Annotated in this window: 15 protein-coding genes; 1 reads left to right on the top strand and 14 read right to left on the bottom strand. The window is 69.2% G+C overall.

Translation table 11 applies throughout. The annotated features are described in order from the left end of the window. Positions 1–5: 5 nt before the first annotated feature. Genes ACWGO0_RS25230 through ACWGO0_RS25185 form a run of 10 tightly spaced genes read right to left on the bottom strand, consistent with a single transcriptional unit; the run spans position 6 to position 14,657 of the window. Positions 6–692, bottom strand: coding sequence for a hypothetical protein (locus tag ACWGO0_RS25230; RefSeq protein WP_453539278.1), 687 nt, complete (start codon positions 690–692; stop codon positions 6–8). A 55-nt stretch (positions 693–747) separates the two neighbouring features. Beyond that, the gene (locus tag ACWGO0_RS25225) at positions 748–1,311 is read right to left on the bottom strand and encodes a HEAT repeat domain-containing protein (RefSeq protein ID WP_453539275.1); all 564 of its coding nucleotides are present in this window, start codon (positions 1,309–1,311) and stop codon (positions 748–750) included. An 18-nt stretch (positions 1,312–1,329) separates the two neighbouring features. Beyond that, on the bottom strand, positions 1,330–7,515 hold the full coding sequence (locus ACWGO0_RS25220) for an eCIS core domain-containing protein (protein ID WP_453539272.1): 6,186 nt from the start codon (positions 7,513–7,515) through the stop codon (positions 1,330–1,332). Continuing rightward, the gene (locus tag ACWGO0_RS25215) at positions 7,512–7,799 is read right to left on the bottom strand and encodes a hypothetical protein (protein ID WP_453539269.1); all 288 of its coding nucleotides are present in this window, start codon (positions 7,797–7,799) and stop codon (positions 7,512–7,514) included. Before ACWGO0_RS25215 ends, ACWGO0_RS25220 begins: the two co-directional genes overlap by 4 nt. After that, positions 7,790–9,889 carry an ATP-binding protein gene (locus ACWGO0_RS25210; protein ID WP_453539266.1) on the bottom strand — a complete coding sequence of 700 codons (2,100 nt, stop codon included), beginning with the start codon at positions 9,887–9,889 and terminating at the stop codon, positions 7,790–7,792. The genes ACWGO0_RS25215 and ACWGO0_RS25210 overlap by 10 nt, the downstream gene beginning before the upstream one ends. A gap of 30 nt (positions 9,890–9,919) precedes the next feature. After that, positions 9,920–10,747 (bottom strand): DUF4255 domain-containing protein, encoded by an 828-nt coding sequence (locus ACWGO0_RS25205; RefSeq protein ID WP_453539263.1) that lies wholly within the window; start codon positions 10,745–10,747, stop codon positions 9,920–9,922. Positions 10,748–10,751: 4 nt separating this feature from the next. Next, positions 10,752–11,495, bottom strand: a complete 744-nt coding sequence (locus ACWGO0_RS25200) for a hypothetical protein (RefSeq protein ID WP_453539260.1) — start codon at positions 11,493–11,495, stop codon at positions 10,752–10,754. Next, positions 11,488–12,246 carry a T4 family baseplate hub assembly chaperone gene (locus tag ACWGO0_RS25195; RefSeq protein ID WP_453539257.1) on the bottom strand — a complete coding sequence of 253 codons (759 nt, stop codon included), beginning with the start codon at positions 12,244–12,246 and terminating at the stop codon, positions 11,488–11,490. The genes ACWGO0_RS25200 and ACWGO0_RS25195 overlap by 8 nt, the downstream gene beginning before the upstream one ends. An 8-nt stretch (positions 12,247–12,254) precedes the next feature. Further along, positions 12,255–12,779 (bottom strand): phage tail protein, encoded by a 525-nt coding sequence (locus ACWGO0_RS25190; RefSeq protein WP_329206313.1) that lies wholly within the window; start codon positions 12,777–12,779, stop codon positions 12,255–12,257. A 27-nt stretch (positions 12,780–12,806) separates the two neighbouring features. Then, positions 12,807–14,657, bottom strand: coding sequence for a phage tail sheath family protein (locus tag ACWGO0_RS25185; RefSeq protein ID WP_453539253.1), 1,851 nt, complete (start codon positions 14,655–14,657; stop codon positions 12,807–12,809). 562 nt (positions 14,658–15,219) lie between these two features. Here ACWGO0_RS25185 and ACWGO0_RS25180 point away from each other — a divergent pair. After that, complete coding sequence (locus ACWGO0_RS25180; protein ID WP_453539251.1) at positions 15,220–15,681, top strand: hypothetical protein; 462 nt, start codon at positions 15,220–15,222, stop codon at positions 15,679–15,681. 25 nt (positions 15,682–15,706) lie between these two features. Here ACWGO0_RS25180 and msrB read toward each other — a convergent pair whose 3' ends face one another. The 4 genes from msrB to ACWGO0_RS25160 all read right to left on the bottom strand — a co-directional run bounded on the left by msrB (position 15,707) and on the right by ACWGO0_RS25160 (position 19,028). Continuing rightward, positions 15,707–16,114, bottom strand: a complete 408-nt coding sequence (gene msrB / locus ACWGO0_RS25175) for a peptide-methionine (R)-S-oxide reductase MsrB (RefSeq protein ID WP_453539248.1) — start codon at positions 16,112–16,114, stop codon at positions 15,707–15,709. 10 nt (positions 16,115–16,124) lie between these two features. Beyond that, entirely contained in the window at positions 16,125–17,519 is a 1,395-nt protein-coding gene (murC, locus tag ACWGO0_RS25170; protein ID WP_453539246.1) for a UDP-N-acetylmuramate--L-alanine ligase, read from the bottom strand. A 42-nt stretch (positions 17,520–17,561) separates the two neighbouring features. Continuing rightward, positions 17,562–18,014 carry an indole-3-glycerol phosphate synthase gene (locus ACWGO0_RS25165; protein WP_453539243.1) on the bottom strand — a complete coding sequence of 151 codons (453 nt, stop codon included), beginning with the start codon at positions 18,012–18,014 and terminating at the stop codon, positions 17,562–17,564. 165 nt (positions 18,015–18,179) lie between these two features. Then, positions 18,180–19,028, bottom strand: coding sequence for a pyrimidine reductase family protein (locus tag ACWGO0_RS25160; protein ID WP_453539240.1), 849 nt, complete (start codon positions 19,026–19,028; stop codon positions 18,180–18,182). Positions 19,029–19,063 lie beyond the last annotated feature (35 nt).

Here is a 19,063-nt window from a genome sequence, read left to right as displayed (position 1 = left end):
GTCCTTCACTTCCTCCCCGTGACGGCGTTGCCGCCGGCGAGCCCCAGCGAGCCGAGCCCGCCACTGCGCGCGGCCCTGGCGAGCCGCTCCTTCTGCGCGAGATGGGCCAGGTACAGGTCGGCCCCGCGGTGCCCGGCCGGCAGATCACTGACGCTGAGCACCTTCATGCCGATGCTCAGTGCGGCCCGGATCGGATTGAGATTCACGTCGAACGCGGACTCGTTGATGGACAGTTCGGTGAGGCGCACGGGCATGACGCGCTTGCTGCCCCAGGTGAAGAGGGTGAGCGGCATCTCGATCGGACTGATCTCGATGGTCCCCTTCTTGGCGAGGCGGCTCGCTTCGCGCAGCTGAGCGGTGGTCGGATGCACCAGCATTTCGAGGGTGGCCAGCTCGGGGTGGATGCCGTCGGGAGCGGCCACCTCGAACTGATCGGTGGCATCGATCTCGGCGGTGAACTTCCAGGTCTCCTGAGCGGGCCCCTTGAGCCGAAGAGCCTCGTTCCGGTCCCCGGACCCACTGCCCCCTCCCCCGGAGTCCCCACCGGAGCCGGCCGACTGGGGCGCGAGGCTCCGTTCCAGGGTGTCGGGGTTGAACTGGAGGACGATGATGCGCTGGGGGGTGCCGCGTTCGGGGTCCACTACGACTATGCCGGAGCGGATGGGCTTGGGTATGTCTGCGTAGCGGGTCATTGTCAGCCCTCCAAAAGGTCATGCCGGGGTAACGCCGAATCAACTTTTCACATGCTCAGTTCCCCTGGGAAAGCCCGTCCAGGAGTAGTTGCGCGTTCCGCCGCACATGCTCTACGGGGTCGCTGTCCCGCAGCTCCCTGACCAGGTCGACAAGACCTGGGTACGGGAAATACCCTGCGGCAAGGATCACCGACTGGCGAATTCCTGCATCGGGGTCGCGCGTGACGTTCCGGAATTCCTGAGTGACCTGCTCCCCATCTTCTTCACCGGCAGCCAGAGCCGCGGCGTAGACGCAGACAAGCTTATCGCTCCTTGCGCTCACCCCACGCAACTCACTCAATGCTTCCTGCGTGGACCAGAGTTCACAGTCCTCACGAATATGTTGAGAAACTTCGCCACTGCCGGGCCCACGCAGGGTGAAGTACCGAGTACCGATGGGCCGGTCGTCGACCTGGTGGATCTCCGTCTTGCGATCGAGTGTCACCCAGACGTCAATAAATGCTCCGGACTCAGGTTTCTGCGCCTGCTTCAGAATCCAGCCTCGTTGCATGGAGACGAAGTCGACATCGTCCGATGTGAAACTGGCCTTGATAACCAGTCGTTCAATGAAATCCGTCATGGGGGACACCTCTCCTCGTTACAGTCCGTAGAACTTTATCAGGAACTCTCTGATGATTTCTCGAACCTTTCGCTCGGCATCCTGCTTGTCGTCGAACTTGATTCCCTCGCCGCCGATCTTGGCAAGCAGCCATTTTTCCGCGAGGTCCGCTTCGCGTTGCTTCAGCTCATCTCGTTGCGCCTTGCTCCCCTTCAGTCCTGTTTTCTGCCCCTTGGCTTCCTCCTCGTTGCCTTGCGCGGCAGGGGATGCGCCGACCATGGACATCGGGAACTGGCCGCGCCCTCCGAGCCTCTTCCCTTCGTGCTCGGCGAACGCCTGGTGCGGACTCAAGCCACCCCGTTCGGAGCCGTAGGTGAGGAGATCCGCGGTCATGGCCGCGTAGGCGAGGTTGGTCGGGTTCCGATGGGATTCACGGACGAACATCAGCCAATGGGCGTTCTTCACCAGTTCGGCCTGAGCGTCCGTGAAACCGTCCGGCGCCTTTCCTTCGAGGATGTACGAGCGCAGCCCGATCGCGAATCGTGGACCGGACAGACCGACACTCTTCAGACTCTCCTCGGGCTTCCGTCCCTTCGGCTTTTTAGGAGCTCCTTCCGGTAGGTGCTGGTACTTACCTATTCCTTGCGTGACTGAATTGGTCTGCCCCGTCTTCTTCTGTTCCTTGACCCGTTCCTGGTTCCCGCCGATGTCGTAGAGCTCCATCTTGCCCCAGCCGACATCATAGGGATCCGCAATGTCCGGGTCCTCGCCCGGCTTCGATACATCCAGCTGATCACCGCGGTCGCGGAGATATCGCACCGCCGCAGGGATGTCCCGGCCGCCGCCGATCTGCAACGCCTCGTCAATTCCTTGACGTTCGTCGTCCCCTTCTGCCTCGTGCTTCTTCCGCCGCATCTCCAAGGCTGCTTCAGCCACGTCGTCACGGTCCAGGATGTCGTTCGTGACCTCCCTGATCAGCGGTCGAATTTCGGCTCCGGAAAGCTGGTATCCGTCCTCCGCCTTTCCGGTCGGGTTGAGTTTGGCCACCACCTCGAAGGCCTGGGACCCGTTGCGCGTGAGATCCGTCAATCGATGCCAGGCTCGCATTCCTGTGAGTACGGCATCGAACGGTCGTTGCGGAACCGACTTTCGCAGCAGGCTGCCGATCTTCGGGCGTATGCGTCCGATGATCTTCCGCAGCCGTTCTTCCTTCGACTCCTGCGAGTCCTCGTCCTTCTTCCGCTGGTCCTTCTTTTCCTGCTTCTCCTGCTTCTCCTTGGCCGGGTCCTTGTCCTTACCGGGCTTCGGCTTCTTCGGGTCCTTGTCTGCGTCCTTGGGCTTCGGCTTCGGCTTCTTACCGTCGCCGTCCTTGTCTTTGTCCTTGGGCTTGGGCTTGGGCTTGCCCGGGGTGTCGTCCTTCGGTTTGGGCTTTGTGTCCGGCTCCGTCTTCGGCTTGGCCGGGGGTTCCGGCTTGGGCTTGGGCTTCGGGGACGGCGTCGGGCGGGTGTCCGGCTTGGTGCCGTCCTTTTCCTTCGGCTTGCCATTCCTGTCGTTGCCCGGGGTGTTCTTGGGTTTGCCGGGCTTGGTCAGGTCCGGCTTCGGGGGCGAGGGGTCCTTCTTCGGGTCCTGCTCCTGGTTCTTCTTGTCGCCGCCCTTGTCCTTGCCGAGCTTGGCCGCGACGCCCTTGAGGCGCTTGCCCACCTTGGAGACGTACTTGCCGATGCCGGTCATCAGCGCCTGGTAGAGCACTTCGAGGAGGGCGACCACGCCCGCCGCGACCGCCTTGGCGAAGAGGATGCCGGCGCCGCCGCTCCGGACCGCCTTCAGCCAGTCCAGGACCATGCCCAGCGCGCTCAGGATCGCGCTCAGCGCACCCCAGGCCGTACGGATGGCGTCGATGACGGCCATCACCCAGCCCGCGCCCGGAATCAGCTTGGCGACGATCTTGGTCATGACCAGTTCGCCGATGATCAGGGGGAGTTGGGGGACTACGGCGTCCCAAGCCTCCTTGACGATCTCTTCCATCTTGATGCCGCCCTTGAGCAGCTTGTCCAAGATGGCCTTCGGGACGCCGATGATCTCCTGGATCTTGTCGTTGAACCACTGCTTCACCGCGGCCTTGACCTCGCGGAACAGGTGGTTCTTCGCGCCGTCCACCGCAGAGTTCTTCGCGCCGCCCAGCCAGCCGCCGGGGTCGGAGAGGAAGTCGACAGCGATCAGCATCCAGTCGCCGAGCGCGCTCAGCAGCTTCGAGGCGAAGTCGAGAACCGCCTTCACCGCCGCCACAACCGCCTTGACCGCCGCCTGCAGCATCTTCTTGAGCAGGTCAAGGATGCTGCTCAGGAGCTTTCCGATGGCGTTCAGCAGATCCGTGATGATCTGCTTCAGCGCCGTGGCCAGCTTGTTCACGAAGGCGATCGCCGCCGCGATCAGACCGGTGATGAACTTCCTGATCCGGTTGGCGAGTTCGATGATCGCCCGCACCATCGCCTTCGCGAACTCGATCAGATCATTGATCAGATTCTTGATCGCGTCGACGATGAACTTACGGGCCTCGTTGATCCAGCGCTCGACCGTCTCCTTGAAGTTCTTGATGAAGCCGACGACCGCTTCACGCGCCTCCTTGATGACGCGGACGATCGCGTCCTTGATCTCGATGACCTTCTTCTTGATCCAGTCGAAGGCCTTGCTGACCCAGTTGCCCGATTCCTCGACACTGTCGTCGCGCTTCTTCTCCGCGTCCTTCTCGGCCTTGGTGTTCTCTTCCTGGATCTTCTTGTCGCCGTCGTCCTTCTCCTTGACGACGTCTTCGTCGGTCTTCTTCTCCTTGTCCTTGACGTCCGTGCGGACCTTCTCGTGCCGCTCGGTCTTCTTGGTGCCGAGGGTCTTGAGCTCCGCGTCCTGCTCCGTGCGCCAGTCGGCCCGCTCGGCGGTGACCTCGTTCAGGGCCTTCTCGCGCTCGCCCGCCTGGCTCTTGGTGTTGGTCGCGATCTCGGCGTCGACCTTCGCCTTGTGCTTCTGCTGCGAGTCGCGGAAGTCCTTGTCCTTGGTCTGCCGACCCTCGGACATGCCCTTCTGGCCCTCGCCGAACGCGGCCTGGAACTGCGGCCCCTGTTCGTGCTCCGCCACTTCGGAGGCCGCCTCCGGGGGTACGGCTCCGGTTCCGGCGCTGCTGTCGGGCGCTCCTCCGTTGCCGCCCTGCCCGCCAGGCACCTTCGCCGTCATCTGCTCCTTGGGAGCATTGGGGTAGACCTGGTTCTCGCCCATCGGGCGTGCGGCGTCGTCCTTGCCCGTCGCCACCGTTTCCTGGCCCTTGGTGTCGACGGCCGTGCCCTGCTCGCCCGCCGTCTGCTCGGCGGCGCCTTCCATCTCCACGCCCGGCGCGTTGCCCGCCTGGGCCTTCTTGAGTGCTTCGTCCTTGGTCGGCAGCCCTGCGAACTTGGCGGCAAGTTCCGACGCGTCGATGTCGGCGCCGAAGAAGTTGGCGACCTTGGCCAGGCCGAAGCCCAGGGCCATCTTGAAGGTGTCCCAGCCGCCGGGTTCTTCCGCCTTCTCCGCCTCGATCTGCCCCTCGGGCTCCTTGGCCCCCTTGACCTCGGCCTTCTCGTCCTTCGGGGCCTCGGACTTCGCCGCCGCATCCTGGGAGTACTGGGCCGGCGCATCAGCCTTCGGCTTGCCCTCCAGGGTCTGCGGGGCGCCCGCCGGGCGTTGCATCGAGGGCGGCGCGGCTGCGAGGGTCCTGTGCTCGTCGCCGACGGTGCGGTCAACGGAGCCGCTCACACCGGTCATCGCCTGAAGTGCCTTGTGCGGCTTGAGCTTCGAGGCCGTCGTCAGGCCGGCTTCCGGGGCCACCCCGGAGAGGTTCGGAGTCGATGCCGAGTCCTTCTTGCCCTTGCCCTTGCCCGGTGCGGCAGCCTTCGCCCCGCCGCCGCCTCCGCCGCCACCTCCGCCGCCCGACCCCTTGGCTGCGGGAGCCGGTTTGGACGCTGCGGCCTTGGGAGCCGGTGCGGCCTTCGCCGCGGTCGGGGCGGTGGTGGCCTCCGTGGGCTCCGGGGCGGCGGGTGCGGGTGCTGGTGCAGAGGTCTTCGGCGCCGGGGTCTCCGTACGGGAAGCGGGCTCGCTCGGTGCACCGCCCGACGTATCCACGTTGGACCCGCCGGAGACATGCGTGTCCCGCGCGGGTGAGGGGGCCTGCGCATCCGCCGTCGGCTCGCTCCCGCCCGCAGGCGCCGCGTCCGTCCTCTTCTGCTCCTCCCTGGCCGCCGGTTCCGGCGCCGCCGCGTTGCCTGCCACCGCCTGCGGGGACGCCTTCTCCTGCCCACCCGCCGACGTCCCGCCCCCGGCGGCAGTGCCCTTCTCCTCCTTGGCCGCCGCCTCCTTGGCATCGCTGCCGCTCTCGGACGTGCCCGGCGCCTCCTGCACCGCCGTCTGCGCGGCGACGGGGCCTGCCTTCGGGTCGGCGCCGCTCTTCGGGTCTCGTGAACCCGTCACCGGCCGTACCTCGGCGGCCTGTTCCAGCGCGAGTCCGCCGAGCTGTGTGTCCCCCTGCGTGCCCTCGTCCGCCTCAGCCGACGGGTCCGTATCCGCGAGTGAAGCGGCACCGTCCTGCTCGGGCTCGGGCTCCACCGCCGCGTCCTCGGCGTCCTCCGCTTCCCGCTCGGCCTGCACCCGGTCGGCCTTGGTCACCGGTGGCGCGGGGAAGGACGGGGTGGCGGACGAGGCGGAGTCCAGCTTGTCCGCCGTCGGTACTGAGGACACGTCGAGGTCCTGCGCGGGCAGGAAGTCCTCCGGCTGGAGCTTTACGTCCCAGGCGCTCGGCTCTCCGCCGCCGACCTCCACCTCCGACTCGCTGCCGGAGCCGAACGGGTCGTCCTGGGACTTCTCCTCCGGGCCGTCGAGATCCTGGTTGCGTATGCCGTCGAGCGTGCTGAACGCACCGGGCAGCTGGTCGTCCTTGCCCGAGGCGGCCGGCGAACCCGCGGGCTTCTCCGAGCCACCCTTGTCCTCCTGCTTCAGCTGCTGTCCCGCTACGAGCGCATCGACCGCGCCCGGACGGTTCCTGGCCGCGGACTCCTCCTTGCTCGCGGCCGGGGCGCCCTGCTGATCCGTGCCCTCCGTGCCCTCCGTACCTGCCGCGCCTGCCTGGCCCTCCTGACCGGCTTTGCCTTCGGCGGCGCCTGCGGGTTCCTTCCCGCCGCCCTCGGACGACGGCTGCTGCTGCGGCGCGGCAGCCGGCGCCTCGGGAGCTGCTTGAGCTGCCGAATCCTGGTCCCCCGCCGTCGCGCCTTCGCCCGCCTCCTGGCCCGTGTCCGTGTCCTTCTCCGGACCCGGCGCGGGCGCGGGCTGCTGCTCCTCTTCCTGCTGTTCCTCGGCCGCACGCCGTTCGGTCTCGCGCTCGTACCAAAGCTCCTGGACCGGATCGTTCTCGACGGTCGGGGCTTCGAGGGAGTTGCGCTCCAGATCGTCGTACGCCTCGACCTCGTCGACAAGGTCGAGCACCCGCTCGTGCTCCGAGCTGAGCAGCCTGGTCTCCAGGCGCTCAAGGACGTTGTCCTGCAACTCCTCGGGCAGCCTGGCCAGTTGCTTGCGGGTGCGCTTCGACCGGTCTTCCGGGTCGCCGCGCAGCGAGCGTACGACCGAGTTCGCCAGCCGCTCCACGAGCGTTGCCGGGTCGATCTGCTCCATACGGTTCCGGTCCGCGTCCACCGTCGCGTACCGCAGCCAGCCGGGCGTCGACTGACCCTCCTCGACCTGGGTTTCGGACTCCTCGTCCCGTACGAGATCCTGCGCCGCCGACTCCGCCTCGCGCTCCATCGCCTGCTGCGGCATGCTCACCGCGCCCAGGTCGCGCCCGGCCCGCAGCGCGCCGAGACCGTGCGGGTTCTGCACCGTGTGCAGCAACTCGTGGGCGAGCAGCCGCTGACCGTCCGTCGTGCCGGGACGGTAGGTCCCCTCGCGGAAGAAGATGTCCTGGCCGACAGCGACCGCGTCCGCGCCGAGCATCTCGGTGAGCGCGCCCGCTTCCGGGTCGGTGTGCAGCCGCACCCGGCTGAAGTCGTGCCCGAGCTGCTCCTCCAGCTCCCGCCGTACGCTCAGGTCGAGCGGCTGGCCCGCACCGCTGACGATGTTCTTCGGCTCGGGCCCGCGGGATGCGGCGCGTTCCTTGCGCTTGCGGCGCCTGTCGGACTGGTCGGACCGGGCCTCCTGGGAGTGGGACGTACTCATCGCGTGACCTCACCCCCGCCCGAGAGCCCGGTGTGCACCGCGCGCGCCAGCTCCTGGCCGAGGCGCCGCGCGGAGAGCGACGCGGGCAGCGGGGGCAGCCCCGCCAGGGCGTCCAGCGCCTGGCCGCCGTCCGCCGCCAGCGGGACGCCCCGTTCCCGTACGAGCCGCCCCAACTCCGCCTGGAAAGCCTCCGATACGCGTTCCGGGTCCACTCGGCCGAACCCGTCCAGCACCAGCTCGCCGATGTCCACCCGTACCGTGTGCTGCTGCTCGTTCAGACCCATCCGTGCACCTCCGAAGGCGTCAGGGAACGGTCGAGCTTCAGGTATTCGGTACGGGCGGCCTCCAGCATGTGGCGCATCTGGAGCCTGTCCCCCTCCTCCGCGGCGAGGAAGGCACCCGACAGCGCGATATTGCGGATGGAGCCGCCCGCCACGGTCAGCCGGGCCAGCAGCTCCGGATCGACGCCCTTCATCGGTGCACGCGACGGCAGCACCCGGCGCCAGATCTCGGCCCGCTCGCTCTCGCCGGGGAAGGGGAAGTCGACGACGAAGCGGATACGGCGCATGAACGCTGTGTCCAGGGCCTGCTTCATGTTCGTCGTGAGGATCGCGAGCCCTCGGTACGCCTCCATCCGCATCAGCAGATAGCTGACTTCGAGGTTGGCGTACCGGTCGTGGCTGTCCTTGACCTCACTGCGCTTGCCGAACAGCGCGTCGGCCTCGTCGAACAGGAGCAGCGCCCCGCCCTGCTCGGCGGCGTCGAAGACCTTACGCAGGTTCTTCTCGGTCTCACCGATGTACTTGCTGACCACCTGGGAGAGATCGATGATGAACAGGTCCAGGCCCAGTTCCTTCGCCATCACCTCGGCGGCGAGGGTCTTGCCGGTGCCGGAGCCGCCCGCGAAGAGCGCGGTGACGCCCAGGCCCCGGCGCAGCGTCTCCGCGAATCCCCACTCCTGGTACACGGTCGGCCGCTGCCGCACATGCGCGGTGATCTCACGCAGGACCCGCAACTGCCCTTCCGCCAGCACCAGATCGCCCCAGGCAGCCTGCGGCTCGATCCGCCGGCCCAGCTCGTCCATGCCCATCCGGGCCTCGGTCAGGCCCGCCTGCCAAGCCAGCCCCGTCGCATCCAGCTCGTCCTCGCCCGGCAGGTCCCGGGCCACTGCCGCTCCGGCCGTACGGACCAGATGGGGTGGCAGTGAGAACTGGGCCACGAGGTCGCGCAGATCGGCCGGTGAGACATCGGGTACGTCGGCGAACGCGTCGGTCCACACCCCGAGTTGCTCGTCCGCGTCCAGCGGCGGAACGGTGACGCGTTCGCCTCGGGGGCGTGCCGTCTGCCGCGGATCGGGACTCGACACGACCAGCGGCACGGCCGCACTCTCGACGAACACGTCGGTGGCGGCGGTCTGTTCGCGGTCCAGCTCGCCGACCTCCACCAGCAGCGCAGCCGGCAGCAGAATCGCCTCGCGTTGCCACAGGCGGGCGAGCAGGTCGCGTCGGTCCGGAGCGGTCGGAACGTCGGCGGCCGACATCTCGTAGAGGCCGAGTCCGGAGCGTTGGGCCGCGACCGCGGCGATGTCCGCACGGGTACGAAGATCGCCGCCGACCAGCTCGACGCGGAGCGGCGCCCCGCGCCCCGCCCCCGACCAGCCCGCCGCGACCCGGCTCGCCGCCAGGTCGTACGAGGTGGGCAGCGAGTCCGGCACGGTGGTGCGGCGCAGCAGCCCGTGCAGCCGGGCGTCCAGGTAGGGCGAGCCGACCAGGAAATGCAGGATCCGCTCGTCGAGCCGGAGCCGGGACGTGGTCAGGCGGGTCTCGTCGTCGAGCTCGACGATCCGCCAGCGCCGCAGCGGGGCGACGGGCGTGAGGGCGCTCCAGTGCGGATCGCCGAGCGCGGCGAGGGAGAGCGAGAAGGTGGGGTACGTACGCTCCGGGTCGCCGCCGGCCGCGGCGCACCGGGTGCCCGTGGTGGGCTCCAACTCGGCTGCTGCGGCCAGCAGGACGATCTCGCGCTCGAACGGGCTCAGGCCGAAGCACGCGACGAGGGCGTCGAGGGCGGCGGGGGTGGCGCTGTTCGAGGGGGTGACGTCGGTGCCGGTGCTCTGTGCGGGCTGCGCGGCCCGTGCGGGCTGTACGGGCTGTGCGGCCCGGGCGGGACGTGCGTGCTGCGCGGCTCCTGCCGTGTCGGCCGCCCCCGCCGCTCCTGCCGCGCGCGGGGGACGCGTCGCGCCCGTGGGACGTGTCGCGCGCCCGGCGTGTGCGTCGACGCGGGCGAGTACGGCGTGGATGGCCGCCGAGAGCGCCCGTCCCTGCGCTGCCGCGTCCCGGCCGCCCTCGCTCCGACCGGCCCCTTCGTTCGTACCCATGCCCTCACCCCCCGTGTTCCGCACTCCCGCTCAGCCCTTGTCGTCCGGCGTCGGCGTATCGCTCCCGGCCGCCCTGCGGGGCCGAGGCGGAGCCGCTCGCTTGGCGGGCGCCTTCTTCGCCGCGGCCTTCTTCGCCGGGGACTTCTCAGCCGTGGGTGCCGGGGCCTTCTCGGCCGCGGCCGGGAGCGGGTTGCCTTCGGCAGTCACCGGAGGCGTCTCGTCCGCCCCCGGCGGCACCGGAGCCCCAGGCGCCCCGAACGGAAGCACCCGTACCGTGCGTTCCTGCACCGGCTTCGCCGGGACCGGCTTCTCGCGGCCCTCGATCACCACCAGCGATGCCTGGTAGGCCACCGACAGCGTGTAGGGGGTCTGGTGCAGCATTCCCCAGAGCTTGGACGTCTCGTCGACGTCCATGACCGTCGGCGTGAAACGCACCTTCTGCAGTGAGGCCGCCAGGTCGCTGCCCGCCAGATACGGTCGATCGGCAGCCAGTTCGATCAACTCCAGGGGCAGTACGGGTATTTCGTGCAAGGTGCGGATCACGCATCCCAGCAGCCGCTGCCCGACCAGCTCCGTCTCCTCCCCGTACGCGCTGATCACGTAGTGCAGGTCCAGCGGCGCGGTCGCACGGTTGCGCAGGGTGCCGTCGGCGGCGCGTGTCGGCAGGTCGTTGTTGCGCATTCCGGCGTTCGGCGTCACCTGGTAGAGGAACACCGTGATGGTCGGCTCGCTCGGCGGTTCCGACGGCGGTTTACGGGTCTCCACCTTGACCGCGATGTCCATCTCGGGCCCCAGGTTGCTCTCGATCAGCAGAGCGAGCGCCTGGGTGACCGTGGCGACGGCGAGTGCGTTGCTCATGTCGTCAGTCCCTCTTCCCGCCGCGCGACAGGTAGTCGTCCAGAGTCAGTACGGGGGCCGGCCGGCCGGCCTGTTGTGCGGGGCGCCCGGCCGGTGAACCGTTCGCACCGGGCCGCGCTGCCGCGCTGACCTCCAGCCGGCCGATCTGTACGTGCACGACGCGTTCGGCCGGGCGCGGCGCGCGCCGCCCCACCGAGCCGAGCGCCGCACCGCGCGCGGCAGCGGTGTCGGAGTCGCGTGGCGCGGGCAGCGCCGCCGCACGCGCCGGTATTGCGGCCAGCGGTGGGGGGCCGGCCTGCACGGCAGGCGCCGACGTCGCGTCCTCCGGCGTGGACGGCCTTCCCCGGCGTCCCGCACGCGCGCCCTCCGCCCCGGCGGGCCGGGCCATCGGCGAAGGGGCGGACGGGGGCCGCAGGAGTGGTGCCGGGGCCGGTGTCCCGGGCGGGGCCTGCGGAACCGGCTCGCCGGACTGCGGCGCCCGCTCCGTGCGCACCACGGTGTGGCGCTCGGTGCGCACCTCCCGGTCCGGCCGCACCGACCGGGGCCGGTCCGGGGCGGCCGTCGGAGCGGAAGGGATCAGCGCGGCCGGCTCGTCCGCCTCTGGCGGCCCGTACCGCAGCGCCTCGGCCCGCTCGAACGGGCCGGCCAGTCGGGGCCTCACCCGCACCCGCGCACCGGAGTCGCCGGTGCCGGTGGCCGCGGCCACCGGCGTGTACCGGGCGAGCAGCCGGTCGAAGTAGTCAGGCATCGGTGCACAGCTCCAGGTAGTAACGACGCCGAATGGGGCTGAGCGCCAGAATTTCCGGTTCGGACCACCCGTAGGCGGTGGCGAGCAGATGGACATCGAGCAGCAAGTCCCGTGCCCAGTTGTCCAGTTCGGTCCACAGGTAGAAGGTGATGTCCAGCTCGGCCGGGGTGGCCTCACCGCATTCGGGGCACGCCACGTTCAGCGTCACCTCGGCCGTCGGGTCCGCCTCGGCGGCCTTCTCGGCGATGAGCCGCTCCACCCGTTCGGGCAGCAGAGCCGCCAGGTGCTCCGCGGCGACGGGCTCCCCGCCGCGCAGCGCCCGTACCGTGCAGTCGGTCACGAGCAGCCGACGGGCCTCGGCGGGCGAGCCTGCCGCGCCGGCCGCCGCGAGACCGGCGACGGTGGGCAGCCGGAACTCGACCACCCAGTCGTCCTCCGCCACCCGTAGCGGCCGGTCCCGCGCCGCCGGACGCGCGCCCAGCGCACCGGCGTCGAGGTCGAACTCCATGGCCTCGCCGCAGGCACCGCACTCGACCCGCACCTGCATGCGCTCACCGAACAGCGACCGGCGCAGCGCGAACAGATCGGCCTCCCGCTCACCGACCGGTACCGACAGCAACTCGTCGGTACCGGCCCCCGGGCGGGCCGCCCGGTGCAGCAGCAGTGACTTCTCCGCCGCCCCCAGGGCCAGCCCGGTCTCCCAGGCGGCCAGTAGCTCGGCGGGCCCCACCGGGGCTGTCCCAGGGTTCACGGTGTCGTTCAGGCCGGGTGGGTGAACGACGGCTCGACCGGTTCCGGAATCTCGTAGTCCCGCTCCCAGCCCTCGCACTCCAGCTTCACGCTCTGGATGGCGACGGCATTGGCGTTCGCGTCGAGTTCGCCCATGACCTGGTACTCGCTGACCCAGGCCCGGTACAGCTTGTGCGAGACGGCCACCTGCCCGGCCTCGTTGAGGACCTGGATGATGATGTCCTTGCGGAAGTCCCGGAGCGAGACCTCCGAGCCGAGCCCGGCACCGACCTGCCAGACCTTGTTGGCCCACCGGTCGAATTCGGGGTCGTGTGTGACACCGCGCTCCAGTGTGACGCCCTCGAATTCGGAGCGGCCCGGCGACTTGCGCGGTGAACTCGGGTCACCGCCGTGGCGGTGCTTGACCACCTCGGTGGTGCGCTTCAGGGGACTGATTTTGCTGATGCCCGCGACCGTTCGACCGTCCCAGAGGACCAGGAACTTGAAATTCTTGTAGGGGTCGAAGCGATGGGCGTTTATCTGGAACTCAGCCATCGGTTTCCTTCGTGTTCCTTTGCTTGGTTACGAGAGGGAGAACTCTCCGGCGACCTGCTGGATCTTGACGATCACGAACTCCGCGGGCTTGACGGGCGCGATGCCGATGACGACGTTGACCACTCCGCGCTCGATGTCGGCGTCGGTGGTGGTGTCCTTGTCGCACTTCACGAAGTACGCCTCGCGCGGTGTGCCGCCCTTGAACGCACCCTGCCGGAACAGATCGTTGAGATAGGCCGATGCCTTGAGCCGGATCTGCTGCCAGAGCTGCTCGTCGTTGGGTTCGAAGACGACCCACTGCAGACCGCGGAAAAGGCTCTCCTCGACATGCAGTGCGAGCCGGCGCACCGGTACGTACTTCCACTCGCTGTCGAGCGCGTCCGCGCCTTCGAGCGTGCGGGCGCCCCACACCAGCGGACCCACCACGGGGAAGGTGCGCAGGCAGTTCACGCCCAGCGGATTGAGCAGCCCGTTCTCCCGGTCGGTCAGCTTGACGGTCAGCGACCGGACGCCGGCGAGCCGTGCCTCGGTCCCGGCGGGCGCCTTCCATACACCGCGCTCGCCGTCGGTACGGGCGATGACCCCGGCGACGGCACCCGAAGGCGGGAAGGAACGCAGCCGTCCGGTCAGCGGGTCCGTCAGCCGCAGATGCGGGAAGTACAGCCCCGCGTGGTTGCTGCGTACGGGTTCGAAGGCCCCGATCCCGGCCCGTGCGGCGTCGACGCTGCCCCAGGTGGAGGGCGAGTCGACAAGCAGGAAGATCCGTCGCTCGCGGCAGAGCTGCTCGGCCGCGGACAGGACGGTGACCATGTCCTCGGTGGACTCGTACGCCGAGAGTTCCGGCAGGACCAGCAGGTTGACGTCGTCCACGTCGCGCAGCGCCTGCACGCCGGTCTTGCGCGCTTCGCTGCCGATGAGGTCGCGCGGGCCGGGCGGGTCCCCGTCCTTGCCGCCCTCCAGCGGGAAGACGGGCGGGTTGACCGAGGCCTCAAGACCCAGGTCGTTGGCGCACTCGCCGACGAAGCGGACCACGTCGTCCGGGTCGACGGACCCGGCGACGACCTGGAGCCGCCGGCCGAAGGCGGTGACCTCGGCCCCGGCGAAGGCGTGCTTCCCCGGGGCGTCGGGCAGCGCGCGCAGCTTGCGTTCCAGCAGAAGCGCCAGCTCGGTGACGTTGGCCGGCGGCTCGCCGTCTCGGTCGGGCTCGTACAGCGTGAACTCGCGCTCCACATCGCCGATCTTGACCTTCAGCTCGACTTCCAGGTCCGGCAGTTGCGCCGCGAAGGGCTTGGAGACCGTGCCGGACGGGTCGGGCCGGTCCTCGTCGAGGGCCTTCACCCGGACGAGGGAGGAACCCGCGTTGACGACCGTCTCGACGAAGCGGCCGTGGCCCGCGTTCATCGAGAGGCCGGTGAAGGACTCCCGCGCCCCGCCGCGCGCGTCGAGGATCTGGAGATTGAACGTCTTGTCCGGAGCCGGGGTGTCGTGGTCGATCGCCACCCGCAGGCCCGAGCCCCAGACGCCGGGCTCCTTCGCGTGCACCTCCAGCACCGGGCACTCGCTGTGCCCCTCGGTGGAGTGGAGCGTGACGCAGGCTTCCTCACCGGTGCCGGCCTTGGCCACCCGGACGACGACGGCCTGGGTGCCGCCGTTGCCGAAGAACTGGTGCACCGCGTAACCGACAGCGCTCTGCGAGGTGAGCCCGCCGAAGCGGCGCTCGAAGTCGGCGAAGCTGGTGACCCGCACCGGTTGGTTGAGCGGGCCCCGGCGCGTGTGCCCGACGAACGCGGTCACCGAGGTGGTGACCGAGGCGATGGTACGGATGCTGCTGGGAAGTTCTTCGATGTAAACGCCGGGATAGCCCATATGCGTCGGCATTCCCCCTCCATTCCCTTCGCGCATCAAGAGATGAGACAAGAGATGGGAGAGGACGTGAAGGAATTGCGTGCATGCGTGGATTCCGCATGAACGATCCCCGTGCTTTCCCCCGCCGTTCACCCCGTGCGATATCGGTCTCGCAGGGCCATCCGTATGCGAATGCGCTCGGTGGCTCCTGATGCATGAGTGCCTCTTGGGAGTCTGTATCGCGCCAAGAGGCCGGTCAAGGGAGGGTTTCGGTCAACCGGCGATCATTGCCGGTTGAATCGGCCATGGACCGTTTTCGGTGGTCAGGGTATTTCCGCGTCGGAATATGAAGACCGAATTCACGACCGCTTCACAGGAAAGTCAAGATCAGGGCGGAGGAACAAGCCGAATGAACTCGACGACGGCGCGCCGCCTTGCGTCCCACTCGCGAGGAATAGTCACTTTGTTCGGTTCTCGGCCGAAGCGCCCCGGACCGGGCAGGGAGTGCGGGGACCGCCGGTGCGGCGCGACAGGTACCGTAGGGAGAACGATTTCGTGGGCCTCCTGACGGGCTGCGTACACCCAGGAGGAACACATGACGACCAACCGCGGACGCAAGGACGTGATCCGGGACCGGATGGCGGCCACCGGCGAGTCGTACAACGTCGCCGCCCGGAATCTGAAGGCCATGAAGGACATGGGGCAGACCCGGGAGGCCCTCCTCGTCCAGCACTGGCGCCCCGCCGAATCCCTCGACGTGCCCTGCCCGTGCGGCGGGACCTGTGAGCCGGGCGAGAAGTGCGACCGCTGCCACGCGCGGCACCTGCACGTGAAGCGGTACCCGGGAAGCGTCACGGACGTGGAGACCTGGGCCGACCGCTACGAGTGCACCGGCTGCTCGTCCTCGTACACCATCACCGTGCAGCTGACCGGCCGCCCCTGGGGCGTCGCCGAGACGGTCATCCAGGGCGGCTCGGCCGAGCCGGTCGTCCGCGCCCGGGTCTTCCCCAGGGTCGTGCACCCGCTGCTGCGCCCCGAGTCCCCCGAAGAGGACTAGGGGCGGTTCAGCGGATGAGCTCGGCTCAGCTCTCGTCCGGCGCCAGCTTCAGCGAGATCGAGTTGATGCAGTACCGCTGATCGGTGGGCGTCGGATAGCCCTCGCCCTCGAAGACATGGCCCAGGTGGGAACCGCAACGGGCGCAACGCACCTCGGTGCGCACCATGCCGTGGCTGCTGTCCTTGATCAGCTCTACCGCGTCCGTGTCCTTCGGGTCGTAGAAGGACGGCCAGCCGCAGTGCGACTCGAACTTCGTGTCGGAGCGGAACAGCTCGGAGCCGCACGCCCGGCAGGAGTAGACGCCCTCGGTCTTCGTGTCGGTGTACTCGCCCCTGAAGGCGGGCTCGGTGCCGGCCTGGCGCAGCACGGCGTACTCGGCGGGGGACAGCTCCGCCCGCCATTGCTCGTCCGGCTTCTCGATGTCGTACGCCACAGTGGCTCCCTCAGCTCGACAGGTGGTCCAGGATCTGCGGGCCGAGGTCCGTGACGTCGCCCGCTCCCATGGTGAGAACGAGGTCACCGGGCTTGGCCATTCCCGCGATGACCCCGGGGATCGCCGCCTTGTCGTGGACCGCCACGACGTCGGCTCCGGCGGCCTTTGCCGCGTCGACGATCAGGTTGCTGGTGATGCCCGGGATCGGGTCCTCGCGGGCCGGGTAGATGTCGAGGACCACGGAGGCGTCGGCGAGTGCGAGCGCCTGGCCCATCTCGGTGCCGAGCTCCTGGGTGCGGGAGTAGAGGTGGGGCTGGAAGACGACCAGGAGGCGGGCGTCGGACGCGGCGCCGCGCATCGCTTCGAGGTCGGCGGTCATCTCGGTGGGGTGGTGCGCGTACGAGTCGATGACCTGGACGCCCGCGGCCTCGCCCTTGAGCTGGAGGCGCCGCTTGACCCCGGTGTACTTGCCGAGGGCCGAGGCGAGGTTGTGGGCGGGGATGCCGAGGGCGACACCGGCGGCGAGTGCGGCGACCGCGTTGTGGGCGTAGTGGCTGCCGGGCACGGAGACGGTGAAGGTGAGGTACTTCCCGTTGAGGACGACCGTGACCTCGCTGGTCAGGCCGCGCGGGGTGACCTTGTGGACGCGTACGTCGGCGGTCGGCGCTGAGCCGTAGGTGACCACGTTCAGGGTGGAGATGTCGCGGACCCGCTGGACCAGCTCGACGGCGCCCGCCTGGTCGGCGGAGACGACGAGGGTGCCGCCGGGGACGACCTTGCCGACGAACGTCTCGAAGGAGTCGTAGATCTCGTCCATCGAGGCGTAGTTCGCGTGGTGGTCCAGCTCGACGTTGAGGACGATCGCGACCTCGGGGTCGTACTTCTGGAAGCTGCGGTCGCTCTCGTCGGCCTCGGCGACGAAGATCTCGCCTTCGCCGTGCCGGGCGTTGGTGCCGGGACCCTCCAGGTCGCCGCCGATGGCGTACGAGGGGTCGAGGCCCAGCTCGGACAGGGCGACGGCCAGCATCGACGTGGTGGTCGTCTTGCCGTGCGTACCCGCCACGGCGATCGCGCGCAGGCCCGTCATCAGGGAGGCGAGCGCGTCGGAGCGGTGCACGACCGGGACCGACAGCTCGGCGGCGCGGACCAGCTCGGGGTTGTCGGCGCGGATGGCGCTGGAGACGACCACACAGGTGGCGTCGTCGGCCAGATGACCGGCGGCGTGCCCGATGTGGACGGTCACCCCCAGCGCCCGCAGCGATTCGGCGGTGGCGGACTCCTTGGAGTCACTTCCGGCCACCTTCGCGCCCCGCTGGGCGAGGATCTTCGCGATGCCCGACATTCCGGCGCCGCCGATGCCGATGAAGTGCGGCCGTTCAAGGGCGGCAGGAATTCCGGGTGCCATGCGCGTGTCTCCCAGGGTCGAGGCTAGTAACGGTCCCCCAGCCTATTCGCTGTGCGCGAAGAGCTTGAGCACCGGTACGCCGACCTTGTGACGGGCCCTGGAGGCCCAGTCGCGGTGGAAGAACTCCTCCACGTAGTGGGGTGCGGTCAGGACGATGACCTCGTCCGCGCTCGCCTCGTCGACGACGGTCTTGAGCTTGTCGAGGGGGTGGTCCTCGACCACCTGTCCGACGGCGTCCGAGCCGGCCTGGCGCAGCGCCCGCAGGGAGAATTCCAGGGCGATCTCGGCGGGTTCCCGGGCGGCTCTGCCGGCCGGTTCCTCCCCCTCGCGGGTCGCTTCCTTCAGCTCTCCGATCGCCACGTCGTCGATCGCGCGCAGGAGTACGTCGGCCTGGTCACCCCGCGGCTGCATCAGTACGACGAACGAGATCCGCTCCTCGCCGTGGAGGGTGGTGACGAATTCCACGTCCTCCGGGGTGAGGGGCTTCTCGATCATCAAAACGCTTGTGAACACGACAGGCGCCCTTCCGCTTTGTCCCATCGACCGTGACGGCCGCTGCTGAAACCATCCTTCCCCGCGCTGCCACGGGGTCTGCAGAAGTAAGTGTGCCCATCCGGAGCTAACCGGAACGGGAAATTCCGTTACTTGTCAGATCGCGTGTCAACGAGACGGATCACGACGGTACCGAGTGAAGAGAAACCCGTCCTCCTCCAGCAACGACGCCAGGACGAATCGTTCCGGCACACCGACCGACGGGCCGACCGCGATCCGCTGCGCGTCACCCGCCGACAGCATCGGGGAGACGGTCAGACAGAGCTCGTCCACCGCGTCGGCCGCCACGAACTGGCCGAGCAGCCGCGGTCCGCCCTCCGTCAGCAGCCGGGTCAGACCGCGGGCGGCCAGCTCACGGACCGCACGCTCCGGCGCGACCGCGGAGCCCTCCCCGGCGACGACCACCTGGACGCCCGCCCGCTCGGCCTCGCGGACCCGGTCGGCAGGGGCTCCCGCCCCGGTCAGGACCAGGGTCGGGACGAGGGGCGAGGTGAAGAGCGGAAGTGAGAAGTCCAGGTTCAGGCTCGCGCTCACCACGGCGATCGCGGGGGCGGGGCCCTGGCCGGCCGCCGCGCGCCGCGCGGCGAACGCCTCGCGGGCCCTGGCCGGCCGGTACCCCTCCAGACGCGCGGTCTCCGCGCCGACCACCACCACGTCGGCCAGCCCGCGCAGTGTGCCGAAGATCCGCATGTCGCTCGCGCAGGAGATGCCCTGGGAGCGGCCGTCGTGCTGGGCCGCACCGTCCAGGGTGGACACCATGTTGGCGCGCAGCCACGGACCGACCCTGTCCGGATACGCGTACGCATCGGCCAGCTGTTCGAGACTCCACTCGCGGTCGTCGGCCGCGTTCGCGGGGACGCTCGTCGGGGCGGTCGCGTCGGCGGCCCGGCCGCTTGCGCCGGCGGCAGGGCCGGTCTCGTCGGTTGTCAGGTCCGTCACAGGGAGCAGGCGTCGCATGTGGTGCAGTCTGGCATGGCCCTTAAGGTGGCGAG

Source organism: Streptomyces sp. NPDC055749, from assembly GCF_053617235.1.
Note: the sequence above shows the minus strand (reverse complement) of the source record. Positions and strands in the feature narration are given on the sequence as shown.